Source organism: Enterobacter sp. FUJ80071 (assembly GCF_038739915.1).
Lineage (GTDB): Bacteria > Pseudomonadota > Gammaproteobacteria > Enterobacterales > Enterobacteriaceae > Enterobacter > Enterobacter kobei.
The window spans coordinates 126,518-151,749 of the sequence record NZ_JBBXKH010000002.1 but is presented as its reverse complement, the minus strand read 5'-3'; the positions used below and the strand labels follow the sequence as shown (position 1 = coordinate 151,749).

Annotated in this window: 27 protein-coding genes and 1 pseudogene; 15 read left to right on the top strand and 13 right to left on the bottom strand. The window is 48.3% G+C overall.

Annotated elements, in window-relative coordinates; genetic code table 11:
* Window positions 1-9 precede the first annotated feature (9 nt).
* Both AAER43_RS23810 and AAER43_RS23805 read left to right on the top strand, forming a co-directional pair.
* The gene (locus AAER43_RS23810) at window positions 10-1,299 is read left to right on the top strand and encodes an ISL3-like element ISPpu12 family transposase (protein ID WP_004574636.1); all 1,290 of its coding nucleotides are present in this window, start codon (window positions 10-12) and stop codon (window positions 1,297-1,299) included.
* Window positions 1,300-1,358: 59 nt separating this feature from the next.
* Window positions 1,359-2,396: pseudogene (locus AAER43_RS23805) on the top strand (AAA family ATPase); the annotation flags it as partial.
* 166 nt (window positions 2,397-2,562) lie between these two features.
* Here AAER43_RS23805 and AAER43_RS23800 read toward each other — a convergent pair.
* From AAER43_RS23800 to silR, 4 genes are all read right to left on the bottom strand, one after another.
* Window positions 2,563-2,913: a DUF305 domain-containing protein gene (locus AAER43_RS23800; RefSeq protein WP_008786877.1), complete on the bottom strand. Its 351-nt coding sequence runs from the start codon at window positions 2,911-2,913 to the stop codon at window positions 2,563-2,565.
* Between the two features lie 146 nt (window positions 2,914-3,059).
* Entirely contained in the window at window positions 3,060-3,491 is a 432-nt protein-coding gene (silE, locus tag AAER43_RS23795) for a silver-binding protein SilE (RefSeq protein ID WP_023165800.1), read from the bottom strand.
* Window positions 3,492-3,741: 250 nt separating this feature from the next.
* On the bottom strand, window positions 3,742-5,217 hold the full coding sequence (silS, locus tag AAER43_RS23790; RefSeq protein WP_023165801.1) for a copper/silver sensor histidine kinase SilS: 1,476 nt from the start codon (window positions 5,215-5,217) through the stop codon (window positions 3,742-3,744).
* Window positions 5,210-5,890: a copper/silver response regulator transcription factor SilR gene (silR, locus tag AAER43_RS23785; RefSeq protein WP_000697966.1), complete on the bottom strand. Its 681-nt coding sequence runs from the start codon at window positions 5,888-5,890 to the stop codon at window positions 5,210-5,212. The genes silS and silR overlap by 8 nt, the downstream gene beginning before the upstream one ends.
* Window positions 5,891-5,993: 103 nt before the next feature.
* Between silR and AAER43_RS23780 the strand changes: the two genes are divergently transcribed.
* A protein-coding gene (locus tag AAER43_RS23780; protein WP_095033700.1) for an IS1-like element IS1B family transposase occupies window positions 5,994-6,691 on the top strand; the annotation gives its coding sequence in 2 pieces (ribosomal slippage) (window positions 5,994-6,243 and window positions 6,243-6,691; 699 coding nt in all).
* 10 nt (window positions 6,692-6,701) lie between these two features.
* Here the strand turns inward: AAER43_RS23780 and AAER43_RS23775 are convergent.
* Window positions 6,702-7,811, bottom strand: a complete 1,110-nt coding sequence (locus AAER43_RS23775) for a nickel/cobalt efflux protein RcnA (protein ID WP_087878313.1) — start codon at window positions 7,809-7,811, stop codon at window positions 6,702-6,704.
* A 121-nt stretch (window positions 7,812-7,932) separates the two neighbouring features.
* Here AAER43_RS23775 and rcnR point away from each other — a divergent pair, with 121 nt between their 5' ends.
* The 3 genes from rcnR (at window position 7,933) to AAER43_RS23760 (ending at window position 10,691) form a co-directional block, all read left to right on the top strand.
* Entirely contained in the window at window positions 7,933-8,205 is a 273-nt protein-coding gene (rcnR, locus tag AAER43_RS23770) for a Ni(II)/Co(II)-binding transcriptional repressor RcnR (protein ID WP_000019951.1), read from the top strand.
* Window positions 8,206-8,670: 465 nt separating this feature from the next.
* Window positions 8,671-9,489, top strand: a complete 819-nt coding sequence (locus tag AAER43_RS23765; protein ID WP_000193207.1) for a DUF4942 domain-containing protein — start codon at window positions 8,671-8,673, stop codon at window positions 9,487-9,489.
* Complete coding sequence (locus AAER43_RS23760) at window positions 9,489-10,691, top strand: hypothetical protein (protein WP_000571923.1); 1,203 nt, start codon at window positions 9,489-9,491, stop codon at window positions 10,689-10,691. Before AAER43_RS23765 ends, AAER43_RS23760 begins: the two co-directional genes overlap by 1 nt.
* 63 nt (window positions 10,692-10,754) lie before the next feature.
* On the opposite strand, the gene AAER43_RS23755 is transcribed toward AAER43_RS23760, so the two are convergent.
* The 4 genes from AAER43_RS23755 to AAER43_RS23740 are packed head-to-tail and all read right to left on the bottom strand — an operon-like array spanning window position 10,755 to window position 13,968.
* Window positions 10,755-10,958, bottom strand: coding sequence for a hypothetical protein (locus tag AAER43_RS23755; RefSeq protein ID WP_000121164.1), 204 nt, complete (start codon window positions 10,956-10,958; stop codon window positions 10,755-10,757).
* 12 nt (window positions 10,959-10,970) lie between these two features.
* Complete coding sequence (locus tag AAER43_RS23750) at window positions 10,971-12,290, bottom strand: DUF1173 family protein (protein WP_000078513.1); 1,320 nt, start codon at window positions 12,288-12,290, stop codon at window positions 10,971-10,973.
* A 22-nt stretch (window positions 12,291-12,312) separates the two neighbouring features.
* Window positions 12,313-12,480 carry a hypothetical protein gene (locus tag AAER43_RS23745; RefSeq protein WP_000220758.1) on the bottom strand — a complete coding sequence of 56 codons (168 nt, stop codon included), beginning with the start codon at window positions 12,478-12,480 and terminating at the stop codon, window positions 12,313-12,315.
* Window positions 12,481-12,540: 60 nt separating this feature from the next.
* Complete coding sequence (locus AAER43_RS23740) at window positions 12,541-13,968, bottom strand: DNA cytosine methyltransferase (protein WP_087878311.1); 1,428 nt, start codon at window positions 13,966-13,968, stop codon at window positions 12,541-12,543.
* 214 nt (window positions 13,969-14,182) lie between these two features.
* Here AAER43_RS23740 and AAER43_RS23735 point away from each other — a divergent pair, with 214 nt between their 5' ends.
* From AAER43_RS23735 to AAER43_RS23700, 8 genes are all read left to right on the top strand, one after another.
* Window positions 14,183-14,698 (top strand): thermonuclease family protein, encoded by a 516-nt coding sequence (locus tag AAER43_RS23735; protein ID WP_000464825.1) that lies wholly within the window; start codon window positions 14,183-14,185, stop codon window positions 14,696-14,698.
* A gap of 2 nt (window positions 14,699-14,700) precedes the next feature.
* Complete coding sequence (locus tag AAER43_RS23730) at window positions 14,701-15,597, top strand: hypothetical protein (protein WP_000975181.1); 897 nt, start codon at window positions 14,701-14,703, stop codon at window positions 15,595-15,597.
* A 47-nt stretch (window positions 15,598-15,644) separates the two neighbouring features.
* Window positions 15,645-15,959 carry a hypothetical protein gene (locus tag AAER43_RS23725; RefSeq protein ID WP_001005009.1) on the top strand — a complete coding sequence of 105 codons (315 nt, stop codon included), beginning with the start codon at window positions 15,645-15,647 and terminating at the stop codon, window positions 15,957-15,959.
* A 73-nt stretch (window positions 15,960-16,032) separates the two neighbouring features.
* Window positions 16,033-16,290 carry a hypothetical protein gene (locus tag AAER43_RS23720; RefSeq protein WP_000637193.1) on the top strand — a complete coding sequence of 86 codons (258 nt, stop codon included), beginning with the start codon at window positions 16,033-16,035 and terminating at the stop codon, window positions 16,288-16,290.
* 986 nt (window positions 16,291-17,276) lie between these two features.
* Complete coding sequence (locus tag AAER43_RS23715; RefSeq protein ID WP_001371914.1) at window positions 17,277-17,474, top strand: hypothetical protein; 198 nt, start codon at window positions 17,277-17,279, stop codon at window positions 17,472-17,474.
* 140 nt (window positions 17,475-17,614) lie between these two features.
* Entirely contained in the window at window positions 17,615-17,890 is a 276-nt protein-coding gene (locus AAER43_RS23710) for a hypothetical protein (RefSeq protein WP_000864986.1), read from the top strand.
* A 491-nt stretch (window positions 17,891-18,381) separates the two neighbouring features.
* The gene (locus AAER43_RS23705) at window positions 18,382-19,860 is read left to right on the top strand and encodes a SulP family inorganic anion transporter (protein ID WP_000927306.1); all 1,479 of its coding nucleotides are present in this window, start codon (window positions 18,382-18,384) and stop codon (window positions 19,858-19,860) included.
* 18 nt (window positions 19,861-19,878) lie between these two features.
* Entirely contained in the window at window positions 19,879-20,706 is an 828-nt protein-coding gene (locus tag AAER43_RS23700) for a universal stress protein (protein ID WP_001066652.1), read from the top strand.
* A gap of 59 nt (window positions 20,707-20,765) precedes the next feature.
* Here AAER43_RS23700 and arsC read toward each other — a convergent pair whose 3' ends face one another.
* From arsC to AAER43_RS23685, 3 genes are read right to left on the bottom strand one after another with little or no spacing between them, the layout of a single operon-like run.
* Window positions 20,766-21,191 carry a glutaredoxin-dependent arsenate reductase gene (gene arsC / locus AAER43_RS23695; RefSeq protein WP_000065802.1) on the bottom strand — a complete coding sequence of 142 codons (426 nt, stop codon included), beginning with the start codon at window positions 21,189-21,191 and terminating at the stop codon, window positions 20,766-20,768.
* Window positions 21,192-21,203: 12 nt separating this feature from the next.
* Window positions 21,204-22,493: an arsenic transporter gene (locus AAER43_RS23690; protein ID WP_000922628.1), complete on the bottom strand. Its 1,290-nt coding sequence runs from the start codon at window positions 22,491-22,493 to the stop codon at window positions 21,204-21,206.
* A gap of 45 nt (window positions 22,494-22,538) precedes the next feature.
* Complete coding sequence (locus AAER43_RS23685; RefSeq protein WP_000941305.1) at window positions 22,539-22,859, bottom strand: transcriptional regulator; 321 nt, start codon at window positions 22,857-22,859, stop codon at window positions 22,539-22,541.
* A gap of 86 nt (window positions 22,860-22,945) precedes the next feature.
* Here AAER43_RS23685 and arsH point away from each other — a divergent pair, with 86 nt between their 5' ends.
* Window positions 22,946-23,650 carry an arsenical resistance protein ArsH gene (arsH, locus tag AAER43_RS23680; protein WP_000130816.1) on the top strand — a complete coding sequence of 235 codons (705 nt, stop codon included), beginning with the start codon at window positions 22,946-22,948 and terminating at the stop codon, window positions 23,648-23,650.
* Window positions 23,651-23,682: 32 nt separating this feature from the next.
* On the opposite strand, the gene AAER43_RS23675 is transcribed toward arsH, so the two are convergent.
* Complete coding sequence (locus AAER43_RS23675; RefSeq protein ID WP_000125668.1) at window positions 23,683-25,086, bottom strand: ISNCY family transposase; 1,404 nt, start codon at window positions 25,084-25,086, stop codon at window positions 23,683-23,685.
* Window positions 25,087-25,232 lie beyond the last annotated feature (146 nt).

Here is a 25,232-nt window from a genome sequence, read left to right as displayed (position 1 = left end):
TACAACACCATGACCGAACTTCCCGACAACATCCTTCACCTGCCGCAATACCAAGTACTGGGCTGCAAATCAACCGACGACGAAATGCACTTCCAGGTGGACGTGCCCGATCCCATCGCCTGCGAGGAATGCGGCGTGCAGGGTGAGTTCGTACGGTTCGGCAAGCGTGACGTTCCCTATCGTGATCTGCCCATCCACGGCAAGCGGGTCACTCTCTGGGTGGTCCGCCGCCGATACACCTGCCGGGCCTGCAAGACAACATTCAGGCCCCAGCTACCGGAGATGGTGGACGGATTCCGTATGACACTGCGGCTGCATGAGTACGTGGAGAAGGAATCCTTCAACCACCCCTACACCTTTGTGGCGGCACAGACCGGCCTGGACGAGAAGACGGTGCGCGACATCTTCAACGCCCGCGCCGAGTTCCTGGGGCGCTGGCACCGCTTCGAGACGCCCCGCATCCTGGGCATTGACGAGCTATACCTGAACAAGCGCTACCGCTGCATTCTGACCAACATTGAGGAGCGAACCCTGCTCGACCTGCTGGCCACCCGCCGCCAGGACGTGGTGACCAACTACCTGATGAAGCTGAAAGACCGGCAGAAGGTCGAGATCGTCAGCATGGACATGTGGAACCCCTACCGGGCAGCGGTCAAGGCTGTGCTGCCCCAGGCCCGTATCGTGGTCGATAAGTTCCATGTGGTGCGCATGGCCAACGATGCCCTAGAGAGAGTGCGCAAGGGCCTCAGAAAGGAGCTGAAACCGTCCCAGAGCCGGACTCTCAAGGGAGACCGGAAAATCCTGCTGAAACGCGCTCACGAAGTCTCAGACCGGGAGCGCCTCATCATGGAGACCTGGACAGGCGCGTTCCCGCAACTGCTGGCCGCCTACGAGCACAAGGAGCGCTTCTACGGCATCTGGGACGCCACCACACGGCTCCAGGCAGAAGCCGCCCTGGACGAGTGGATAGCCACCATCCCGAAGGGCCAAAAGGAAGTCTGGAGCGATCTGGTCAGGGCAGTGGGAAACTGGCGCGAAGAGACCATGACCTACTTCGAGACGGACATGCCCGTCACCAACGCTTACACGGAGTCCATCAACCGACTGGCCAAGGACAAGAACCGTGAAGGGCGCGGTTACTCCTTCGAGGTGATGCGGGCACGAATGCTCTACACCACGAAGCACAAGAAGAAGGCACCGACTGCGAAGGTCTCTCCTTTCTACAAGAAAACCATCGGTTACGGACTGCCGGACTTCGCAGAGGAACTCAACTACGGAGTCGATCTATCAACCATCTGAGGGTGGTATCAGATTGATGGGGTGAAGGTGCCCCATCAACCATTAAATCCGTATACCCGGATAAATTACGTGAAATGGCCCCCGAACTCGCCAGTGAACTGACTCCACGATTTAAGGAAAAACCCAAGTGGACCTTCAATTTCACCCTGGACGGGGAAAATGGCATCCCCATCAATAAGCGCGGCAGCGGGATAAGGAGGCTTATCCTGTTGAATTTTTTCCGGGCTGAGGCTGAAAAGAATGTCGCGGGGACGCCCAGAAACATGATTTATGCCATCGAAGAGCCTGAAACGTCACAGCAGCCAAACTATCAGATGATGCTGATGAAAGCGTTGCTGGCACTGGCAGGCCAGCCGCACCGTCAGATTATCGTCACCACCCATGTCCCGGCGCTGGCCGGATTGATCCCTGTCGAAGGTGTACGTTATGTCACCCGAAATGAGGCGGGTGAACCCGTAGTAAAAATGCCGGATGACGCTGTGCTGAAGGAAGCCACTGAAAGCCTGGGGGTGCTACCAGAGACCGGTATGGAAAGGGCGCAGGGGATTGTTCTGGTAGAGGGAAAGTCGGATGTCACTTTCCTGAGGCATGCGGCCAGTTCATTAAAACAGTCAGGTGTGCTGCCAGCCTCTCTGGAGGACGTGAAAATAGTGCCAGTCCTCATAGGAGGGTGTGGCAGCGTCAAACACTGGGTTACATTGAATCTGGCCAACGATCTGGGGCTTCCCTGGTGCGTTTTTCTGGACTCCGATATTGGGGGAGACCCTGCACAGGTTATGTCCATTCAGAAACGTAAAAGAGAAGTGGAGGATGCCGGTAAGGTATTCTTCGCCACGCGTAAACGTGAAATAGAGAACTATCTCTGCCCGGATCTGATCGAAGAAATGACCGGTGTAGCCGTCACGTTTACGGACACCTGTGATGCTAAAAAAATAATTGGCCGGGCGGTGGGAATGAAGCCCGATAATGTGCTTGATAAATTCTGGCCCCGGATGACAGCGGAAAGAATCATCTCAAGATCAACCTATCATGACGGAATGCAGGAAAGGATTGAGCTGGTTGAGATCCTGAGCGATATTGTTGCCATGACGAGATAATGTGTAAAAATTATCGCTGCTGCATATATTCCGGTCCACAGCAAAGGACCGGAGTATAGTATATAAAAAACCCGAAATTAATCGGGTTTTAATTATTTAACGTTTAACAGGCTCCCGTGCCCGGGAGTGAATTAAAATTACGCTTATTATGGCGTTTTTGCAATCTTTATTTTTGACTGCCAAGCCATTTATTCATCTGCTCGATTTCACCTTTCTGAGCTTTAATGATGTCCTGCGCAAGCTTTCTCATTTCGGGATCTTTTCCGTATTTAAGTTCGGTCTCAGCCATTGCTATTGCTCCTTCATGGTGTGCGATCATACCTTTTGCAAAGGCCTTATCGGGATCGGGCTCATTAACGGCGGCCATCATTTTGTCATGCATGTCTTTCATGCCAGCCATATATTCCTGTGACGATGCCGATGAGTGCATATCTGACATTTTCATTTCCGAATGTTCAGCAGAAATGGCTGGCAGGGATAACATTAATATTACAAAAAGGGTGTTTTTGATTTTCATTTAATAAATCCTTTCAGACAGGTACCGGTTAATTGTAGCTGAGTCAGATAAAAAAGCCCCCTGACGGGGGCAAAAATCTCACAACATATCCGGTTAAGGAATAATCTATCAAGGAAAGGGTAAAAGCACGGATACTACAGTCGCATTCAGCCTGCATTGATCATGCGGCGGTGCGCTTCGGCCATGGCCTGATGTGGGCCGGATTGCCCGTTATTCATGAATTCATGGGCAACCGCTGCTCTTTCATGCTCATTCATCGCCGTGTAAGATGTTGACGGGACGGTCGTGGATACTGTGTTATTTCCCATCATCTTCTGATGACTTTCCACCATTTTCTGGTGCGCATCCGCCGAGCCGTTCGTCATGGTTTCATGAGCAATAATGGCCTGTTCATGCTGGTCCATACCGGTCATACGAGGAGCAGTCCCCTGGATCCCGACAGGAGCCGCAGCAGACTGCATCTGGTGAGCAGGAGCCTGTGCATTGTTGACGCGATCATGGATATTCACGGTTTCAGTGGCCCAGGACGATGTAATTAAACCAAAGCCCAGCAAAGATGCTAATACGATATTTTTCATGATAACTCTCCATTTCTGAATTAGTGATGTCCGGGGAAGTACAACCGGTGTTTTCAGTTCCATAACTGAAACAGGTTCGGCAGCGTTTATTTCTCCGGGAGAAGGCTGGATATTCATTTCCTGGCGTACTCTGACGCCGGGTATTGATGAAGCAATCCAGCCTTCCTGATAAGTTGCACTAATTATATCGAATGGCTTCTGTTTGCTGCATGACAGGCTAATGACATCTTTGTCATTTAAATCTTTATTCTCAGCATTGGATTTCCGGGATCATTTTCTCCAGTCTGGGCACGGATAAGATAAAACGCGTGGAGCGTACGTCCGATTCCACCCGCACTCTTCCGTGATGTGCTTCCACGATTGACTTTACAATCGCAAGGCCGATGCCGCTGCCTTCTCCTTTTCGTTGTCTGGACGGATCCACCCGATAAAAACGGTCAAAAAGCCTTAATAAATGTTCTTCAGGGATTGGTTTCCCCGGATTTTCAATCACAAGGTCAAAAAAACTCTCCTGCTCTCTTATTGAGACGGTGATGGCCTGTCCCTCCGGGGTATAACGCAGGGCATTGGATAACAGATTATTGATCGCTCTTCTGAACATTTGTGGATCTCCCTCAACCAGGCAGGGCATCCCGTTAAATTTGAGCGTGATATTGCGTTCTTCGGCCCAGGCTTCGAAAAACTCGAAGACTTTCATGACTTCTGCTCTGAGGTCAAAACGGACCCTGTCAGGTATAAGCTGGTTATTGTCCGCCTGTGCCAGAAACAGCATGTCGCTGACCATTTTGGTCATCCGGTTATACTCTTCAAGACTGGAGTAGAGGACATCCTCAAGTTCCTTCTGGGTTCGATCCTGACTCAGTGCGATTTCAGTCTGCGTCACCAGATTGGTGATGGGCGTTCTGATCTCATGCGCGATATCGGCAGAGAAATTGGCCTGGCGGGTAAAGACGTCCTCAATCTTTCCAATCATATGATTGAACGAGATAACCAGTTGCTCCAGCTCAATGGGAACGCGTGTCGGTTCCAGCCGCGCATCAAGATTCTCGGAGGTGATGTTTTTAATGGCATTGCTGACATTACGAAGGGGCAGGTGCCCCTGACGGACAGCGATGCGAATGATCAGAACAATCAGCAGGCTTATCACGACGGCGATCGCAATCAGATTTTTTTTCAGCGCATCGAGGTAATGGAGATGGAAATTAATGGAGAGGCCAGTCAGCATGACATAATTCTGCTGTTTGCCCTGAAATGTCGCCTGGCCAGAGGAGGCGATAATCCGGTACGTTTCCATCTTCATTCCGGACCCGGTATCCATCGCTCTCGCAGTATCCTCCACCGTCCAGAGAAAGACATCCCGTGCGCGGCTGTGCTCGCTAAAATCGGCTGAATTCACGGCCGGGCGTAGTGCTGCCCCCTGCGCAGAGCTGTACAGCACCTCACCCCGGGGATTGAGGAGCAAAAGGGCAACGTTGCGGTAGCTGGCGATCGATTCCTTTATTTTGCTTACTTTTTTTTCATCCGGATCTGCCGGGGACTGGAGTATACGGCTCAGTGTGGTGCTGATTTGTTGCAGATCGCTGACATCCTGCTCGGCAAAATGCTTTTCAACAGAATGCAGCATAAACCAGGTGAAGGCGATAAACGCCAGTATTGTGGACAGGCTGATAAAAAAGGTCAGCCGCAGCGCGAGTGAGAAAGGTCGTCTGGACGGTTTGCTATGCATCCGGGATCTCCAGCATGTAGCCCACGCCCCGCACTGTCTGGATCAGTTTTGTCCCGTAATCGTTGTCTATTTTAGCGCGGAGTCGCTTTACTGCGACATCAATCGCGTTAGTGTCGCTGTCAAAATTCATGTCCCAGACCTGAGAGGCAATCAGGGAGCGGGGAAGAACTTCTCCCTGATGGCGAATGAAGAATTCCAGCAAGCTGAACTCTTTACTGGTGAGCACAATGCGGTTCCCGGCGCGGCTGACTTTTCTGGATACGAGATCAACCGAGAGGTCAGCCACTTTAAGCTGGCTTTCCGTGATCATCGTGTTTCCCCGCCTGAGGAGGGTTCTTACCCGGGCGAGCAGTTCAGCAAACGCAAAGGGCTTCACCAGATAATCGTCCGCACCCAGCTCAAGTCCTTTGACCCTGTGTTCAATCGTGCCAAGGGCCGTCAGCAGTAATACCGGCATCCCCTTTCCGGCACTGCGCAGCATACGGATGATATCCCAGCCGTTTACATCAGGCAGCATGATATCCAGGATGGCTAAATCATACTCGGCTGTCATGGCAAGATGATATCCGGTCAGACCATTATCAGCGTGATCCACGACGAACCCCGCCTCTGTCAGCCCCTTGCTGAGATATTCACCTGTTTTAATTTCGTCTTCAACGATTAATATTTTCATCATGCTCCCCGGCTGGCTGCTAATGTCATTTTATTGCGCCCACGATCGGGTGATGCTGCCAACTTACTGATTTAGTGTATGATGGTGTTTTTGAGGTGCTCCAGTGGCTTCTGTTTCTATCAGCTGTCCCTCCTGTTCAGCTACTGACGGGGTGGTGCGTAACGGCAAAAGCACTGCCGGACATCAGCGCTATCTCTGCTCTCACTGCCGTAAAACATGGCAACTGCAGTTCACTTACACCGCTTCTCAACCCGGTACGCACCAGAAAATCATTGATATGGCCATGAATGGCGTTGGATGCCGGGCAACCGCCCGCATTATGGGCGTTGGCCTCAACACGATTTTCCGCCATTTAAAAAACTCAGGCCGCAGTCGGTAACCTCGCGCATACAGCCGGGCAGTGACGTCATCGTCTGCGCGGAAATGGACGAACAGTGGGGATACGTCGGGGCTAAATCGCGCCAGCGCTGGCTGTTTTACGCGTATGACAGGCTCCGGAAGACGGTTGTTGCGCACGTATTCGGTGAACGCACGATGGCGACGCTGGGGCGTCTTATGAGCCTGCTGTCACCCTTTGACGTGGTGATATGGATGACGGATGGCTGGCCGCTGTATGAATCCCGCCTGAAGGGAAAGCTGCACGTAATCAGCAAGCGATATACGCAGCGAATTGAGCGGCATAACCTGAATCTGAGGCAGCACCTGGCACGGCTGGGACGGAAGTCGCTGTCGTTCTCAAAATCGGTGGAGCTGCATGACAAAGTCATCGGGCATTATCTGAACATAAAACACTATCAATAAGTTGGAGTCATTACCGCCCATTCCAGCCATGTATACCCATGTAAATCCCAACAGCAGCAATCAGGGCGCTTGAAATATAGGGGGCTCTTCTGGCGATGGTATTGAAGCCACTCCAGCGTTTGGCGACCTGACGAACGCTGATCGCCGCACCCACTCCAACCGTTACGAGGGTCAATGCCAGGCCGATACTGAAACAAACAACCAGTGTGGCACCCAGCGTAAGCGCTTTAAGCTGAAGGCAGATCAACAATACAGTTATAGCTGCCGGGCAAGGGATAAGCCCTCCTGTCAGTCCAAATATCAGGATTTGCCCGTTGGTTACTTCTTTCCCGTCGAAGCGGCGTTTTATGTCATTGGCATGAGCCAGTTCGTGAGCGTCCTGATACTCTTTCGAATTCACATCCAGCCCATCAAGCTCAGAGTGGTCATGGTCATGGTCGTGTTCAGCGAACGCCACATCATAGTCATGGACATGACCACGATGTCCCAGAGACAGACGTACGTTGAAACTGTGAGGCTCAGGGATGGGAGATGTTGACTCCAGATAATCACCATGATCAACAAATTCAAAAGTCTGAGAGATCGTACTGTTTTCCCGAAGTGTGGTTAATGAGATATCTTCAGAAGCCCATCTTTGGCCACTAAGAGTGCGTAGCCGCCAGTGGGGAAGTTGTCCTTCTTCAAAAATGGACAGTTCAACTTTTCCATGGCCAGTATCGATCAACCTTGTTTCGTCATGGTGATGATGTTCATTCTCCTGCATTCCCTCCAGCCAGTTTTTCTCACCGCTCCAGGTTCGCCAGAACATCCAAAAAGCCGTACCAAGGATGATCACTGAAGAGACCATCTGTAGCCAGGGTTCGGCTGATTCTGCGGTAAATTTATTACTGATATACATCCCTCCAAAAGCAATCAGCCATACGACTGCAGTGTGCGACAATGTTGCCGCGACACCCAGCATCACGGCCTGACGTACGGTGCCTTTTATAGCAATGATGAATGCTGCCATCATTGTTTTGGAGTGCCCGGGCTCCAGTCCATGAAGCGCGCCAAGCAGAATGGCGCTGGGGATGAAAAACCATGCGTTGCCTTGCTGAAGAAGTGTCGTAAATTCGTTCATGAGAATCATTCTTGGTTATTAAGTGTAGGCCGGATTCTACTCCCCCCAGTAAAATATACTACCCCCCAGTAGAATAACGCTGGTATAGTTACATAAAATATCCAGGAGAGTGAGAGCCCACATGTCACATACCATCCGCGATAAACAAAAACTGAAAGCACGTACAAGCAAGATCCAGGGGCAGGTTGCTGCGCTGAAAAAAATGCTTGATGAACCTCACGAATGTGCCGCTGTACTGCAACAAATAGCCGCCATACGTGGTGCCGTGAATGGTTTATTGCGTGAAGTGATTAAAGGACATTTGACTGAACATATTGTTCATGAAAGTGAAGAACAGAAACGAGAAGAAGACCTGGACGTTGTGCTGAAGGTTCTGGATTCTTACATCAAGTGACAGTTTGGCTAAAAGCCCTGAGCATTAATTTATCTAAATAACACGTTATCAAGTGACGGTTTTGGGCTGTTTGTAGCGGCATAGTGAGTTTGTTTAATCAATGAGCTTTAAGATGCCCCCCTTCATGCAAGGCAACGCGTACATTTCTGGTACATCTACTTCCCTTACTTTGCTCAGGGCAACCCACATTGTTAAAGCCTCTACTCGCTGACCATCAAAATCACCCAACGTCAGATAATGGAAAAAAATTTTGGATGACATTTTGAAACGTGTCCTCTGCTGTGAACGTCGAGAGATGCTACGCGAGAAAGGAGATGACCTACTTAGTATCCTGTTAAGTAGGTCTATCTGAAGAAGTAGACAACTTTAAAGTCTTTTTCATGTTAAAGGAGACAACTTTAATGTCTGTGTACACCTACCTTTGCTCAAATCAAAATGTTCTGACATACCAAAATGGAGTGTAAAATGACTCAAAACCAGGGTTCTGAGCCAGTACCGGCGAGCCGGACAGGGCAGCTCATCAGCGCCCGGGATATGGCCATGCAGAAATTCGAAGAAGGGATGCGGTTAATCTCGGAAGCGTCGGAACTGTGCGGTCTCTCTCTCTTCACCAGCAGAATTATGCAGCCCAACGCATTTGGTCTTCCGTCGTCACTGGATCGCACCATCGAGGAGGGGCGTAAGGAAATTGACCGTAAAACGTGGAAAAGGCTCTTTGAAGAAATAGGTATGGACCGGTACTGGAACCATAAGCAAAAAGAAGCCTTTAACGAATCCCTACGTACGGATCCGCCCGTCGCTTCCCTGGAGATTGTTAAGGGAACATTACAGCATGCACTGGCTAACAGACGAGACACGCTTGCAGAAGGTTTCGTTGATGTTCTCAACAAGCTTGACCGAAGTTTTAAAAGCAATGCACGGCAATATACAATGCCGAAAAAGCTTGTTCTTCGGGGGATTTTTCCTGGTGTGAACGTACTGAGGTACAACGGTTTCTCGCAGGACAATCACTTTTGTTTACGCGACTTTGAGAATATTGTATGCATCTGTTCTGATACTCCAACACCTGCAACCGGCGGTGGGCTGAGTATGGTCGACAGGCTGACGGCCATGAGAAATACAGATTTCACAGGCGAGGTCTGCGATGAGAATGGCTGGCGGTGTCGCCTGTTTGAGAATGGAAACGTTCATATTTGTATCGACAGTATCTCGCTTCTGAATGCTCTGAACGATCTTATCAGCATATATTTTGCAAACCAGCTTCCGGCCGCAGGAAAAAAATGATGATCGAAAACGATAAAGAAAAAAGCCTGAACGATGCTACCTCGCCAGAGGTGCAGAATGACATCCGCAGCGAATCCACAGAAAAATCAAAGGAAATGGGTCGTTCAAGGTACTCATCTATTGCGATGATCGATTACTTCAATGCAATCGAACGTCTGTGCGAAGAGAAAAAAATTAACCCGGAAAATATCGATCTGAGCTTCAAAGTTCACTGGCTCAGAAACGCTGTTGGCGGCTCGTTTGCAAGGTCACAGGAGATGTTCGCTGAGTACCAGAAGTATGTTAAAGAGGTTCCTGAAGAGGCCCGTTACCTGGATATACCCGATGAGGTGAAGGTTGCACTCGGCGATATTATCTCGTACATCACCTGGCACTACCGTAGAAGCTATACCGCAATACAGAGTGATAGTGTTAAAAAAGCTGAAGCACGTAGCATGCAGCTGGAGGAGGAGGTAACGCAGCTTTTACAGCGGCTTGAGCAAAGCGCTACCGATATGGATGAGCTGAAACTTGAGAATCAGGCGCTACAGGGTCGATTAGAGATCCGGGACAGTACCGTCAAGGAGTTAGAAACAAGGCTGAATGTTGCCGAAGCAGAACTCGAAACCTGCCATCACCAGTTAGATAGCACACGGCATGAATTAAGCCTCGCACAGCAGTCAAATGACTCACTCTCCCAGCAACTGGCTGAACGTAAAACAGAGATCGCTGGTCACCTTGAATATCAAAAAAAGCTGAACGAAGAGATCAACACTCAGCGTTCTGATAATGCCGGTCTTTCCAGACAATGCGACCAGTTAAGTCAGACTGTGTCAGATACAAAGGCAGAGAGGGACAGGTTTGAACAGGAATTGATTGCTGCACAGAACCTCTGTGCTGAGCTGAAAAGTGCACTGTCCGGGAAGGAGGGTGACCTGGTGGCGGTGAATGCCGAGCTTACTGAACTCCATAAACTAAACGAGTCGCTGAGCGCCGACCTGAAAAAAGTAACTTTGGTCAGCCAGGGCTATGAAGCGGAAGTGGCTGAACAAAGCAGTGAATTAAAAACGCTCCAGTCCAAAGTAATGAAGCTGGAAGCTACCCTGGAGGCAGAGAAAACAATCTCAGAATCCCTGAAAGGCACCATTGATACATTGACTGGTGCAATGGCAGGGGGAGGTACTGGAAAGTCAAAACAGCCGCGTAGTAGAAAAACATCATGATAAATGAAGCCAGGTTGATAGACTTCTCTGCATCCCCTGGCACAGTAGACCTTCTGCGGACATTCAGCCCGTCCGCAGGAGTTTTCGTCCTTCAGTCAACAAATGCACTACCTTTTTTGAGTCTCCACTTTCCAGTGCAGAAAACACGTTACCGATTTTACCAACAGCTTGTATCTGAGTGATAACCCCAGTCTTGTAATCATCAAGGATCCCTGACAGGAAAGCGTTCAGTTTTGTCTGTTCGCTTAGTGAAAGCATGTATGACATTTTTTCTCCATTTTAAGCAGGTGTGCCAGTTGAAAGAGGTTTACGTGATTCTGGAAAATGAGGCAGCACCATAGTTTCAGATGCTGTGGTCGCATCCCAGTGCCACCATCCATAAGGCCCATATTCACGGTTGTAATAATCTTTTTTGAGTTGCTTTCGGGCCAGATAAGCAGGAGTGGCCATACCAAATACTTCCATCGGGAACGGCTTATCGCTTTTTGTGTCGAGCAGGTAGAAGTCAGGGAACACCTCACTAATACTCGCATCATAACGCATGGGCTTAACGTACTGCCGGTGCTCTGCATCCAGCTTTTCTGCAACAACCGCCTCATAGGAGGAGTCCAGAGGTATCCAGTTCTCGCTAACGTGCATCAGCACAATTTGATGAGCTCTTACAGAAGGGCCTCTGCCGGTTACCGCAGCTGGTGACGTCAACGCAAAGACAACTATTTTCGCCCCGGATTTCCATGCTGCGTACTCCGATGAAAATCGTTTCTTTACGCTATCCCAATGGCCTTCTGAATTGAAAAAAATCAGCGGTAGCCCCCCAAAATTCCGCAGGGGTAAAAATTTAAGTGGCTTCTCATGCTTTTCAGCATCGTAGCGAGGTAAAACTGACAGGAGCATGAGACGTTTATCACTCATCGCCTGTGATGAAAGACGCTGAATTTGCGACTGAGCGACAGGTTGTTTCGGGTCAGGTACACCAATGAATAAATGGTCACCTATGCAGGCTCTGCCGGTACGAATTTGTTTAGCGGTTTCAAGCAGACGATACCGTACCAGTGAATCGTTACGTTTCCCTGCCATTTTCGGGTACCAGACATTCAGACCAGACTCTGTCCACAAAAGACTAAGCAAGCCCAGGAGGGTCATTGAGGCCTGACCTCCTTCTGGTCGCTGAACATGGGGCAGGGGAGGCACTTCTGATTTTTCAGGAGGATCTTTCTCTGTCATACCGATACCGAGCCTTACAGCCATATCACCTTCGGTTGTAATCCGGACCACACCACTCGCATATCCTTTCAGGCCGGTATGCCGGGCATCAAGGGAGAAGAATACACAGGAAGGATCATGCTCAATGCCCGTGTTAGCGGCTTTGACGAGAATAAAGGCATCACCGTTCGGTAAAGCACGAACATAAAGTCGCTTTTCTCCTTTTCCACGACATCCGCAGGTGATGACTGATTTTTGACCTGAGGTGTGGTGTGCCTTTTTAAGAGCCGACTGCCACCCTTTAGCAAACTCATCCTGCGTTTGAAAGTCAGGTGAGTACCTTTTGACGTTTGGATCGTCGTCGTAAGCAATCATCACTGCGAATTTTTGGCTCATAGTAGTCTCCTAAACAGGAAGTTTAATATCCCAACCAAAGCAACACTTCCTGAGCGTCATACTGTTCCTTTACGCCCATGTCGCTAAAGAATTCTTCGAAATCTGTTTCGGGAACGCAATGCCTGGACAGTTCTTGTAATGCTCGTTCTTTAGATACCGTCTCACCTTCAGCTGATTCGAAATACGTCATGGTTGACCTCTGACATTATTACAACAATCTTAAGCATTTAAATTGATGAAGGAGCTCAGGTCAGCTGACTTCGTCGTAAAACTGCCGCAAGCGCTGGGAGGCTGCAAATTCAATTCGTGACTTCAGCAGTTTGGCGACGGCCGCAAAGACATCAACGACCACGGAGTTCCCAAACTGTCTGTAAGCCTGTGTATTGGACACAGGGATACGGAAAACACTTTCCCCGGGTTTATCGAAGCCCATTAGCCTGCTGCATTCACGTGGCGTTAGCATGCGTGGCCGACGGTCCATGTTGTATGTGTTATGGAAATCAGTTTCTCCCAGCTCATGAGACCAGCCCCGATCAATAAGAATTTCAGATCCGTCTTTCATATAGCGGCTTGAGAGGGTTCTGGTGACACTATTAACATTGGAAGGATCTACTAGTCCAAAACCAAAACCATTGCCTTTTGCCGCATGTTTCTTTGCATAGTTGTATAAGTACTCCCAGAGTTTAGGGGAGAGGATGTATTTACTATCTACGCTCGGATCCAGTAAATCTGAGAGAGAAGGGCGCTTGTCCGGATAAAAGTCTTTAATGTCTCTCAGAGTAAAACCGTCTTTCAGACGTAGGTCGCGGCGAAAACCAATAAGGACGATACGTTCACGGTGCTGGGGTCGGAAATGACGGCCATCGATGACTTTAGGATCATCCGCGCCCGTGCTTTCGCTGTTTGCGACGTCGTAGCCAAGCTCATCGAGCGTTTTCATGATGATGTTAAAGGTATTACCCTTATCGTGACTCTTCAGATTTTTTACGTTTTCCAGAACAAAAATTGCAGGTTGTTTTGCCCGGATGATCCTGGCCACATCAAAGAAGAGCGTACCCTGAGTGTCGCACTCGAAACCGTGTTTGCGACCCATAGAGTTCTTTTTACTGACACCGGCGATGCTGAATGGCTGGCATGGAAATCCCGCAAGAAGAACATCATGATCCGGGATAGAGGCATCGATAAATTTGTATGCCTCGTCATCAGTAACCTCGGGCCGGTTGCTAAGAGTGATGTCACGGATGTCTGAATTGAAGCGGTGCTCGTTCTCATCGCAATACCAGTTCGCCCGGTAAGTACGGCTGGAATAAGTATTCCATTCGCTCGTGAAAAGACATTTACCACCGATGGCATCAAATCCGCTTCGCAGTCCACCTATCCCTGCAAACAGCTCGATAAAGCTAAAGTGCCTGTCCTCATAATCAGCAGGTCGTGAAGGTATTAAAGTCTGTAGATAGCGTCCATCTGCGATACTCAGATCACAATGCTCAGGTATGCATGTAACCTGACGTTTAAGGGATGCACGGGACCAATTACTGCCATTTTCATCATTTAATACCTGAGCCAGATATTTCAGGTCATAAATAGTCGAAGCTGTTAACAAAGTTTTGTGGATCAGAGATGGTGTTTTATCCACATCATTCAGGTCTGTCTCAAGATCATGAGTGTAACGTTTCATCCAAACTCTCTCAGGAATAATATCTTTGAGATAGATTAACACGCTTAATTTGGATTATTTTTTGGTTCAGGTTCTAAATTTATTGTGATTATTCTGCCTTTAAGTTGCAAAAAGATTGGTTTTAAGCCCGCCCATGAAATAATGACTTGTTAAAATACTGCCTGTAAATAGGCTTGTGGATACATGTCTGTACTCAACAAATTCAGGTGAAATGATGTTTTTTTTTACAAAGTTACTTTTGCCCATCATGATTGTTGTATTCCCAGTGGCGTCCTGGGGGAACTCAACAACTTTTGAGGCAAAGGTGGTTAAGATTGTTGACGGTGACACCATAACTGCGTTGGATGCTCAAAACACAACCATCAAAATACGGATGTATGGTATAGACGCTCCTGAATCTAAACAGGCTTTTGGCCAAAAAGCAAAACAGGCCTTAACCACAGCTATAGCAACTAAAATCGTTACCGTGATAGACCATGGTACGGATATCTATGGCCGTATGTTAGGTACCATCTGGTTAGATGGATATGATATCAATGCCTCTATGGTGGACAGTGGATATGCGTGGGTTTATCGGTTCGAAGATAACGCCATTGTCCCTGGCTATATCAAATATGAATCCGCAGCACAAAAGGAGGCAAAAGGGTTATGGGCAGACACCAACCCTGTCCCACCATGGCAGTGGAGACAGGCAAACGAAAAGCCCAGAAAGGTGAAAGGGAAGAAATAACCATGATGAAAGAGCCTCATCCGTTACTTCAGTTGGTACTAAACGATTCCGGTCGTCTAACCATGCCTGTTTATTATAGAGATCAACAGTATTGCCCGACTTGCCTTACAAAGGTGTTGAAGAGTGAGGATGGAAGTTTGGCGCACCTCGGGGAAATAAATCAAAATACATGTAGACCTTCTATTTCAGTAGTTGTGACAAAAGCAATTATTGAAATGTTATGTGACGGGGAAAAAATATTTGTAAATCCAATACGATACCGAGGCCGGGTGCTGGCACCCTCAGTAATTTTTTCTCCCGACACTCACACTTTCAAACCGTTTATAAATACAGACTATCAGCCTGTGGGAGCAAACTGGAAAAGTGAAAAGGGATATAAACTCGGTCTGTTTTATCTCAAAGATCGAGCCAACTCTATCAATAAAGAGGAATTTGATTTCATTGCCGTTATAGACCCTAAGGCAATGCAGAAAGAATTTATTTCGGCCTGGTCTGAGGTTGATGAAAAAAATCCATTGGAAACGCTGAAGCAGATCTTACGATCTAAAAACAACTCTTCTTTATGGGTAAAATGGCCTGGCAAAATTGAGCATGCGCAAAAAGGAAATTGCAACGAAAATTACTGGTTCGATTATCAATCTGATAATCAGGAAGTGAACTGTACGGTCTCTGTTGTAGGTATCGAAGGTAACAGTTCCGGTGAGACAATTTATAGATTGCAAACTTTGCTAAAGCGTAAGCTCAATGAATATCAACTGGTTCGGTCTTTAGGGACTATTATGCTTCTTGATAATACCGGGAATATGATTCCATCAAACCATCCTTATTTTGAAGTCATCTCAAAAGCATGTATAAATGGAGTGCGTGACTTTGTTCGTCAAAACCCGTGGGTAGTCTGACGGTCAACTATAAAGCATAATATAATTAGTAATAACAAGGAACAGACATGAATGAAAACTCAGTAATCTTAATAAGTTTATTTTGGTTTTTTTTTGGATCGAGTGTTGTAGCTGGTTTTATGGATGCATCATTATATTGCTGGATTTTTGCAGCCATAAGCGCATTGTTTCTTCTTTCGGTGATACAAACACCAAAGGAGTTAACGGTATCTATTCTTCTTGCGGTACTTATGGCAAGCTCCGCAGGTGTTTTCATTCTGGCTTATAAAGTCAAAACGAATGTCGTTTCACCAATCTATCTCTTAAAAAAGCCTACTGCATACATGGCTGAAATAGATAACCGAAGGATTCATGGTTACTAAATATTTTGCAATTGCATCATTTGACGGTCCGGGTTTATTTACCCACAGCATCGACTAATTCAAGAGGTTACATATGATAGTTTCAGAAGCAATTTTTTATTCTTCTATTATTTCCTGGGTTCTTTATTGGTGGTTTATTGGAAATATTACTAAAAAGGTAGGGATGCTTGTTGTTCCACTCACGCTTACCTTCGGATGTTACATTTATGCAATTCATTTGGATGATTCCGAACAGCAAACCAATTTACGTTGGGAGCAGATCGGTTTTATTACCTTTATAATTGTGATAATGTGGGCAGGAAAGTTTGTGATGAAAAGACTATCTGAATGATGATCTAATCCACACTTTTCGATATCTTAGAAAAGTAACTTTGTGAGCAAACAGTCATATGACATGCAAAACGCTGATCTCAAAGACAGATGATGGATACACATTTAGCATTTCACCTTACGAAGACGGGTACCGCTTATCAGTCTCGCCTGAAAATCGTCACAATGGTACCCAAAGCTTTGACGGCTGGTTCCCACGTTTTTTTTCCGAACCACAGTATGCCAAATCATCTTTAACTAAGTTTCTCGGTGAGTCCTTAGTATGGGAAGAAGATTCAAGTAATGCTCTATGAGATTACTTATTATAAATTTTTCTATTAATCTCCATGGAGTGATATATGAATTTGGCCTATTTTTTATTTTTGTCTATAACTGTTATGCTTACGAGCTTTATTATTAAATCACTTGTCGTATTGGTAAAGTTCAAATTACTTCGTGATGAACGTCTCGAATATACCAGCAATAAAAATATTGATGAGATGTACGATTTAATGAATGCGAAGGAAGAAATCCTCATAAGGCATCATAAGCAGATGTTGGCATTGCATCTTTCACTATTAATATTCGTTCTATTTATTGCTTACATTTACTAAAAATAATTTTATTCAACATTTCAACAAAGGGTTTTCAATGGAAAGCTTCGAAACTGAACAAATGATTCAATATGCTTTCTACATAAATATCGTAATAACGACTGGTTTGGCATGGTTTTGCTTGCGGTCAGGATTGCATTACAATTTTTTCAGAAAAGCAGAGAGTGCCAGAACAAAAGGGCTGAGTAGTACCTCTACTGAACACGGTCCAGCAATTGTGAGAATAAAGAAGCTACAAGCATTAGTAGATTTTATTAGTAACTGTGCTTTTCTAATCCTTTCAATTGGCACAGCTTATATTTTGTATTTTTGGATCCACAGTTAACTCATACAAGGTAACTTCGGCAAATAACAACTTCTAATGCAGGACTTTAATAACTATAACGGATGCTACATGAAAAACGACAGTTTAATTACGCGGTATAAAATACTTAAAGGCGAACGCGATGAGTCTATCTTCACCATAATAATCGCGCTAGTAGTAAAGCTGGGGCTGGTAGCCCTGGCATTCTATCTGTTGCTTGGTTCCACGATTGATTGGTCAAGCTGGAAAACCTATGCCGCCATGTTGATCTTTGGAGCATTTCTCTAAAAGGATGACCACGGCAATACCAGGTCAGACAACAAGGTCGTTAGCATGATCGTTGGAAGCAACGGAAGCACCTTGAAAAAGGTCGGCAGCACTATAAAATCCATCAGCAATGCACACAAATAAACTACTGGTATCTTAAAATGAAAGTGAAAGAGTTGATCGCCATGCTGAACGAAAGAGACCCTGAGGCAATTGTTCTGATTTCCGGCTATGAAACGATCGGCGGCACGGAAGTCGCAGAAGCTGATTTGCTCATTGATATGCAGTCAATATGCTTAGAACAGGCTGATAATCTCACAGGAAACCGTAAAGTTGTTTCTTCCGGTGGTGAAGATTCAGTTTGGTTAGGCTGGAAAGATGATTACCGTACAAAGGTGTTTTTAGAAGATGCCCAAATTCCTGATCAAGATGAATGACGGTCAGCGTTGGCTTCAAAGGCAATCTATCAGTACGTGAAACGTAAATGTTAAAAAATAACCACATATGAATCAATAACTTATGTCAAAGCTAAGTAGAGATGTCCGGGGTGGGGCAAAGTTCAAATGTCCTTTGATAATATTGAATTCCTGGATAAAAATCGCATCTTAACCTCTTCGTTTGAGTACCTTGTTGGGTTGACCCCGTATTCGCTTTATTTGTAGTATTGGGCTGCTTTGAAGTGTTTCATGTTCAAACGCGACGTGTTCTGTAAGTTCTTCCTGACAACAGAGCCGACAATATATACACATCCGCTATGGAGAATCTGACAACCGCTATGCGTATTACGCCACCCTGAGTTTTTCCTTCCTCTGTCGTACTGAGCAAGCCTCAGCACGCACTCAATAACATCCCGTCTGCGGATGTGCTTTACCGTACGTAAAAATGTAGCCCTCCAGGGCTGACTGTATCTAAAAACTGAGAAATTACTATGTTGCTGTCCTCGACGCGTAAGGACTGGCTGGGTAACGTCCGTGGTGACGTTCTGGCCGGTATTGTTGTCGCGCTCGCACTCATTCCAGAAGCGATCGCCTTTTCCATTATCGCCGGTGTTGATCCCCAGGTGGGCCTCTACTCGGCGTTCTGTATTCCTCTCGTTATGGCCTTCTTTGGCGGACGTCCGGCGATGATTTCGTCCTCCACCGGTGCAATGGCTCTCCTGATGGTGACGCTGGTGAAAGATCATGGCTTACAGTATTTACTGGCTGCCTCCATACTGACCGGGGTATTCCAGCTGATAGCCGGATATCTGAAGCTTGGCGGGCTGATGCGTTTTGTTTCACGCTCAGTGGTCACGGGGTTTGTTAATGCACTGGCAATACTGATTTTTATGGCCCAGTTGCCTGAGCTGACCAATGTGACATGGCATGTTTATGCCATGACTGCGGCAGGGCTGGGGATCATCTATCTCTTCCCTTATATCAACAAAACCATTCCTTCACCGCTTGTGTGCATCGTGGTGCTGACTGGGATTGCCATGTGGCTGCATCTGGATGTGCGAACCGTCGGGGATATGGGGAAACTTCCCGACAGTCTGCCGGTCTTCCTGCTCCCGGACGTGCCTTTAAATCTTCAGACGCTGCTCATCATCCTGCCATATTCTGCGGGGCTTGCGGTGGTTGGCCTGCTTGAGTCGATGATGACCGCCACTATCGTGGATGACATGACCGACACGCCAAGCGACAAAAACAGGGAGTGCAAAGCTCAGGGCATCGCGAACATCTGCACATCCTTTATCGGAGGAATGGCAGGCTGCGCGATGATTGGGCAATCTGTTATCAACGTAAAATCCGGTGGACGCGGACGACTTTCAACCCTCACGGCGGGCGTGGTGCTGCTTTGCCTGATTGTGTTCCTGCGCAACTGGGTCTCCCAAATTCCGATGGCAGCGCTGGTCGCGGTGATGATTATGGTTTCCATCGGGACATTCTCCTGGCGCTCCATTGCCAACCTGCGGACACACCCCCTTTCAACCAGCGTGGTCATGCTTGCCACCGTCGCGGTTGTGGTGGCAACACATAATCTGGCCTTCGGTGTGCTGACCGGTGTACTGATTGCTTCGCTCAATTTTGCCACTAAAGTATCCCGGTTCATGCGTGTAACCTCAGTTCTGGAGGGGACGAGCCGGACGTATACCGTCACCGGCCAGGTATTCTTTGCATCAGCAGACCGCTTTACGAGCCACTTTGATTTCCGTGAAGCGATTGAGAATGTGGTGATAGACGTTTCACATGCCCATTTCTGGGACATCACGTCCGTCAGCGCCCTGGATAAGGTGGTCATTAAGTTCCGTAGAGAGGGCGCCGGGGTTGAAATACGTGGGATGAATGAAGCCACCCGCACCATCGTTGACCGGTTTGGTGTTCACGATAAACCTGAAGAAGTCGAAAAACTGATGGGCGGTCATTAACAGACTGGAGGGAAAACTATGAATAATACTGTTACAGCCTGTGTGGACGGTTCACTTTCAACGCGGTCAGTGTGTGAATATGCGGCGTGGGCAGCCCGCACTTTGCAATCACAGCTAGCACTGTTGCACGTTATCGAAAAAGACAGCACCCCGGTAGTGTCAGACCTGACCGGCACTCTCGGCATAGACAGTCAGCAATTGCTGACCGATGAGCTGGTAGAAATTGAAGGGCAACGTAATCGCCTGCTGATGGCCCAGGGGAAAGCAATACTGGAAAGTTGTGCTGAACTGCTTCAAAAACAGGGAAGCCCGGATGTGCTTTTGATGCAAAAACACGGTACACCGGATGAAGTTCTGGCAGAGCTGAGCGACCTTCGTCTCATGGTGCTGGGGCGTCGGGGTAGCCAGCATCCGGTAGGCTCTCATCTGGAAAGCGTTATTCGCCTGCAAAAGAAACCCCTACTGGTTGTTCCGGAGAACTACTCAGTGCCTTCCAGAGTCATGCTGGCTTATGATGGCAGTGAAGAAAGCAGGAGTAACCTGGAACGTCTGACGATGAGTCCCTTACTCAGGGGGCTGGAGTGCCACCTTGTCATGGTAAACGGTAAGAAGGAAGAGCTGCTGACCGCACAGCAAATTTTACGTGACGCGGATATAGAAAACAGCACAACACATCTTACCGGGCAATCAGTCGGGGACGCGCTTATTCGTTACGCCGAGGAAAATGCTGTCGATCTGATAGTGATGGGGGCCTACGGTCATTCCAGGTTGCGGCAGTTCTTTATCGGTAGTCATACCTCCGAAATGCTGCAAAAGACGCAACAACCGCTTCTTATCCTCCGTTAGCACTGATTATCTTAAATAAAAAAGGGCGAGTTCTCTCGCCCTTCGTCACAAGAACACGTTTAGTTCAGCCGGTTACCTTTTTCATCAACTACCTTCTCACCGTCCTCTTTCGTGAACGCGCTTTTCTGCGCATCGGGAAGAATATCCAGCACGACTTCAGAAGGGCGGCATAGCCGGGTACCCAGCGGCGTTACCACGATAGGGCGATTGATCAGAACAGGGTGCTGCAACATAAAATCGATTAACTGCTCGTCAGTAAAGCGGTCTTCCGCCAGCCCTAACGCTTCAAAAGGTTCGACATTCTTACGCAGCAGCGCTCGTACCGTGATCCCCATATCCGCAATGAGTTTTACCAGCTCAGCTCGTGATGGTGGGGTTTCAAGATAATGAATAACGGTCGGCTCTGTACCGCTGTTGCGGATCATTTCAAGGGTATTGCGTGACGTGCCGCAGGCCGGGTTGTGATAAATGGTAATGTTGCTCATATCAGTATCTCATTACAAAGTGAAAGACAGACGAAGCGCCAGTGCTGCAAGCGTGACAAACAGCACGGGGATTGTCATGACAATGCCCACCCGGAAGTAATATCCCCAGGTAATTTTGATATTTTTCTGCGACAGAACGTGCAGCCACAGTAACGTTGCCAGACTGCCGATAGGGGTAATTTTTGGCCCCAGGTCGCTGCCGATGACGTTGGCGTAAATCATCGCTTCTTTGATAACACCGGTCGCTGTGCTGCCATCAATCGACAGCGCCCCGACCAGCACGGTCGGCATATTGTTCATCACTGATGACAGGAAGGCCGTCAGGAAGCCCGTACCCAGCGTTGCCGCCCACAATCCCTGCTCTGCCAGCTGATTCAGCAAGGAAGAGAGATAGTGGGTCAGACCGGCATTTCGTAAGCCGTAGACCACCAGGTACATCCCCAGCGAGAAGATAACGATTTGCCAGGGCGCACCACGCAGCACCTTACCGGTGTTAATGGCATGCCCTTTTTTCGCAACAGCAAACAGAAGCAATGCACCAGCGGCTGCGACCAAACTGACCGGTACGCCCAGCGGCTCCAGTCCGAAGAATCCCACCAGAAGCAACACCAGAACCAGCCAGCCGGTTTTAAAGGTATTCACATCACGTATAGCGTCTTTCGGTTCTTTCAACAGAGAAACGTCGTAAACGGCGGGAATGTCCTTACGGAAAAACAGATGCAGCATCACCAGCGTAGCCGCAATCGCGGCCAGGTTAACCGGGACCATCACGGCGGCATATTCTGAGAAACCAAGCTTAAAGAAATCCGCCGAGACGATATTCACCAGGTTTGAGACAATCAGTGGCAGGCTTGCCGTGTCAGCGATAAACCCTGCGGCCATGATAAACGCTAAGGTTGCTCCCCGGCTGAATCCCAGCGCCAGCAGCATCGCGATAACGATAGGTGTCAGGATCAGTGCCGCACCGTCGTTGGCAAACAGTGCCGCAACCATCGCACCAAGCAGGACGATCCAGGTGAAGAGCAGCCGCCCCCGGCCATTCCCCCAACGGGCAACGTGCAGCGCGGCCCATTCAAAGAAGCCGGATTCGTCGAGCAGAAGACTGATGATGATCACGGCGATAAAGGTGGCGGTCGCATTCCACACTATCTGCCAGACCACCGGAATATCCCCCAGATGAACGACGCCAGTCAGCAATGCCAGAATTGCGCCCAGTGAGGCACTCCAGCCAATCCCCAGCCCTCTGGGTTGCCAGATAACCAGGACGAGCGTGAATAAAAAGATAGCACCAGCCAGTAACATCAGAAACTCCATTCACATTTGTTTATTCGGATATATATATCGCCATCAGCAGGAGACAGATGCCACGCTACTGAGCTTGTTGCGTATGTTTTCTCGTTCACAGTTCCAGGCTGTATCAATAATACCCGCAGCCCATGCTGGCATGTGTGGCGACAGTCGGTAATGCACCCATTTTCCTTCGCGACGGTCGATGACCAGCTCGGCTTCACGTAAAAGGGCCATATGGCGAGAAATTTTTGGCTGAGACTCTGCGGTTGCCGCACAGATGTCACAGACGCACATTTCACCGGACTCCCTGAGAAGCATCACGATAGTTGAACGGGTCTCGTCGGCGAGCAGTTTAAAAAGCTGAACAGGCTGTAGCATGCTTAACCTCGTAAAAAAATAACAATACATATGGTATTTCATATGTGATAACTTTTAAAGCATAGCTTATGAAATGGAGATTTTTTATGACCGACTTACCAGCAATCGAACCGGCTTATTTTGATGATGCGCTTGCCAGCAAACTTACGGGCAACAACGAAACCATGCCGCGAATTCTCATCCTGTACGGTTCAGTACGAGAGCGGTCCTACAGTCGTTTTGCAGCGGAAGAGGCCGGGCGGTTGCTGGCAAAGATGGGGGCTGAGGTGAAAATATTTAACCCATCCGGTCTGCCGTTACCCGATGATGCGCCCGAAAGTCACCCCAAAGTGCTTGAACTCCGCGAGCTGGTCAGGTGGTGTGACGGAATGGTCTGGAGTTCTCCGGAAAGACATGGCGCCATGAGCTCGGTGATGAAGGCCCAGATTGACTGGATACCCCTGAGTGAAGGTGCTGTTCGTCCTTCCCAGGGTAAAACGCTGGCCGTCATGCAGGTTTGTGGTGGTTCACAGTCGTTTAACACGGTCAATCAGATGCGGATACTTGGCCGCTGGATGCGGATGTTCACCATCCCCAATCAGTCGTCAGTGCCAAAGGCATGGCAGGAATTTGATGATGAAGGGCGCATGAAACCCTCACCCTGGTATGACAGGATTGTCGACGTTACCGAAGAGTTGTTCAAAATGACGTTACTCCTGAAAGGGCACACAGCCTACCTGTCCGACCGCTACAGCGAAAGGAAAGAGAGTCATCAGGAGCTCGCGGCACGGGTCAATCAGGCCAAAATCTGACAGCCAGGCATGCCCGGATGGATTACCGGGCTTTAAATCGGTTTCTTCCCAAATATCTCTTCAGAGCGTGACTGAAGTTTCACCAGGGCATTGAACATATCGTCCTGATCCAGGGAACGCTGGGATTTCTTCGTCGTGGGAGCTTTACGCCTGCGAGAAGGGCCGTCTCCGGATGGTACGGATTGCGACCGGTTATTATCCCGCTCGGCCTGGACCAGCTGCGCCATTTCCAGGGCCCGCCCCAGACGTTTGTTATCCACAATGGCCCCCTGATCGATTTCAGAAAGCTTGTCATAGGTGGAGTAGGGAAGTGATACGCCATTAAGCCGGAGCTCTTTATGTCCATCCGGGTAATGCCAGACATCGATGTATTTACCAATCGCCCGACGACTGAATTCGCTGTCTTCAATCAGATAAAGGACTTTGTCGTATTGCACTGTGAGTGATTTCGACACTTTACGAGCTTCACGCCAGTTAAATACCATATCAAGATCGTCATCGACATCCAGTTCCCGATGAACATCAAACGCCTGGCGAGGCGCTTTTGCGAAACGACGGTTGTAATCGTTCATGAACTCTTCGGCAAATGCGTTCGCAGCTTCCATGGAACTGATGCCCTGGAGCCTGAGCTCCTTGACCAGTCGGTCCTGAAGCGTCAGGTGCGCCCGTTCAACGCGGCCTTTGGCAGCACTGGTTTCTGCACAAATGGTCTGAATGTTCAGTTCATGCATCGCACGGCCAAACTGGGTATCGCCGTCGCCGCCGGTTGCATTTTTATTGTTGATCCTGAATACGCTGGCTTTGTCGCTGTACAGCGCAAGCGGTTTGCCATGTTTTTCAATATAGCCCCGGGTCGCTTCAAAATAGGTGAAAGTAGACTCAGATTTCACGAAAAGAAGCTGCATTAAACGACTGGTTGCGTCATCAACGTAAACCAGTGCCGTACACTTAGGTCCCCGATTTTCAAACCAGTGGTGGTCGCAGCCGTCGATTTGTATGAGTTCACCGGCACAGGCACGGCGGTAACGAGGTTGCTGAATTTTTGGCGCACGTTGCTTACGTGGGACCCACAGACTGGCCTGAGTCATCAGCTTACGGACGGTTTCTTTGGAAAGATGAACACCGTGCACCTCAGACAGTTTTTCACAGGCCAGCGTCGGACCGAAATCGTTATAGCGTTCGCGAATAATGTTCAGCGCGTATGCGGCCAGTCCCTGAGGCAACTGGTTGTTACTGGATTTACCACGACGGCGGCTGGTCATGCCAATCGGACCATCTTCACGATAACGCGCAAGCAGACGACGGCACTGACGGTCGGAGATACCAAGCCGCTGAGCTGCCATTTGTGTTGTCAGACGCCGGTCGATGACATCCTGAATGATTTTGAGTCGGTTAACTTCATCCAATGTGAAAAACTCCGCTGCGAGAGCCGTCATGGTAATCCTTACTTGATTATACACGCCGGACATCTTAACTTAGCCATTATCGGACATTACAACTTTGCTACTACAACTTAAGTGCGCATAATCAGGATTATGTAAGATCAGCGTTAAGTAGTCGATTTATTTGAAAGTGACGTCGT

What these genes read in the sequence shown, in the direction of transcription:
- AAER43_RS23750 (WP_000078513.1), bottom strand. Translation starts at nt 12,290, where the DNA reads ATGAGCCAAAAATTCGCAGTGATGATTGCTTACGACGACGATCCAAAC.
- AAER43_RS23740 (WP_087878311.1), bottom strand. Translation starts at nt 13,968, where the DNA reads ATGAAACGTTACACTCATGATCTTGAGACAGACCTGAATGATGTGGAT.
- silR (WP_000697966.1), bottom strand. Translation starts at nt 5,890, where the DNA reads ATGAAAATATTAATCGTTGAAGACGAAATTAAAACAGGTGAATATCTC.
- AAER43_RS23685 (WP_000941305.1), bottom strand. Translation starts at nt 22,859, where the DNA reads ATGCTACAGCCTGTTCAGCTTTTTAAACTGCTCGCCGACGAGACCCGT.
- AAER43_RS23700 (WP_001066652.1), top strand. Translation starts at nt 19,879, where the DNA reads ATGAATAATACTGTTACAGCCTGTGTGGACGGTTCACTTTCAACGCGG.
- AAER43_RS23730 (WP_000975181.1), top strand. Translation starts at nt 14,701, where the DNA reads ATGATGAAAGAGCCTCATCCGTTACTTCAGTTGGTACTAAACGATTCC.
- AAER43_RS23745 (WP_000220758.1), bottom strand. Translation starts at nt 12,480, where the DNA reads ATGACGTATTTCGAATCAGCTGAAGGTGAGACGGTATCTAAAGAACGA.
- AAER43_RS23800 (WP_008786877.1), bottom strand. Translation starts at nt 2,913, where the DNA reads ATGAAAATCAAAAACACCCTTTTTGTAATATTAATGTTATCCCTGCCA.
- arsH (WP_000130816.1), top strand. Translation starts at nt 22,946, where the DNA reads ATGACCGACTTACCAGCAATCGAACCGGCTTATTTTGATGATGCGCTT.
- AAER43_RS23705 (WP_000927306.1), top strand. Translation starts at nt 18,382, where the DNA reads ATGTTGCTGTCCTCGACGCGTAAGGACTGGCTGGGTAACGTCCGTGGT.
- AAER43_RS23775 (WP_087878313.1), bottom strand. Translation starts at nt 7,811, where the DNA reads ATGAACGAATTTACGACACTTCTTCAGCAAGGCAACGCATGGTTTTTC.
- AAER43_RS23760 (WP_000571923.1), top strand. Translation starts at nt 9,489, where the DNA reads ATGATCGAAAACGATAAAGAAAAAAGCCTGAACGATGCTACCTCGCCA.
- AAER43_RS23710 (WP_000864986.1), top strand. Translation starts at nt 17,615, where the DNA reads ATGAAAGTGAAAGAGTTGATCGCCATGCTGAACGAAAGAGACCCTGAG.
- AAER43_RS23675 (WP_000125668.1), bottom strand. Translation starts at nt 25,086, where the DNA reads ATGACGGCTCTCGCAGCGGAGTTTTTCACATTGGATGAAGTTAACCGA.
- rcnR (WP_000019951.1), top strand. Translation starts at nt 7,933, where the DNA reads ATGTCACATACCATCCGCGATAAACAAAAACTGAAAGCACGTACAAGC.
- AAER43_RS23755 (WP_000121164.1), bottom strand. Translation starts at nt 10,958, where the DNA reads ATGTCATACATGCTTTCACTAAGCGAACAGACAAAACTGAACGCTTTC.
- AAER43_RS23720 (WP_000637193.1), top strand. Translation starts at nt 16,033, where the DNA reads ATGATAGTTTCAGAAGCAATTTTTTATTCTTCTATTATTTCCTGGGTT.
- AAER43_RS23715 (WP_001371914.1), top strand. Translation starts at nt 17,277, where the DNA reads ATGAAAAACGACAGTTTAATTACGCGGTATAAAATACTTAAAGGCGAA.
- silS (WP_023165801.1), bottom strand. Translation starts at nt 5,217, where the DNA reads ATGCATAGCAAACCGTCCAGACGACCTTTCTCACTCGCGCTGCGGCTG.
- AAER43_RS23725 (WP_001005009.1), top strand. Translation starts at nt 15,645, where the DNA reads ATGAATGAAAACTCAGTAATCTTAATAAGTTTATTTTGGTTTTTTTTT.
- AAER43_RS23690 (WP_000922628.1), bottom strand. Translation starts at nt 22,493, where the DNA reads ATGTTACTGGCTGGTGCTATCTTTTTATTCACGCTCGTCCTGGTTATC.
- arsC (WP_000065802.1), bottom strand. Translation starts at nt 21,191, where the DNA reads ATGAGCAACATTACCATTTATCACAACCCGGCCTGCGGCACGTCACGC.
- AAER43_RS23735 (WP_000464825.1), top strand. Translation starts at nt 14,183, where the DNA reads ATGTTTTTTTTTACAAAGTTACTTTTGCCCATCATGATTGTTGTATTC.
- AAER43_RS23810 (WP_004574636.1), top strand. Translation starts at nt 10, where the DNA reads ATGACCGAACTTCCCGACAACATCCTTCACCTGCCGCAATACCAAGTA.
- silE (WP_023165800.1), bottom strand. Translation starts at nt 3,491, where the DNA reads ATGAAAAATATCGTATTAGCATCTTTGCTGGGCTTTGGTTTAATTACA.
- AAER43_RS23765 (WP_000193207.1), top strand. Translation starts at nt 8,671, where the DNA reads ATGACTCAAAACCAGGGTTCTGAGCCAGTACCGGCGAGCCGGACAGGG.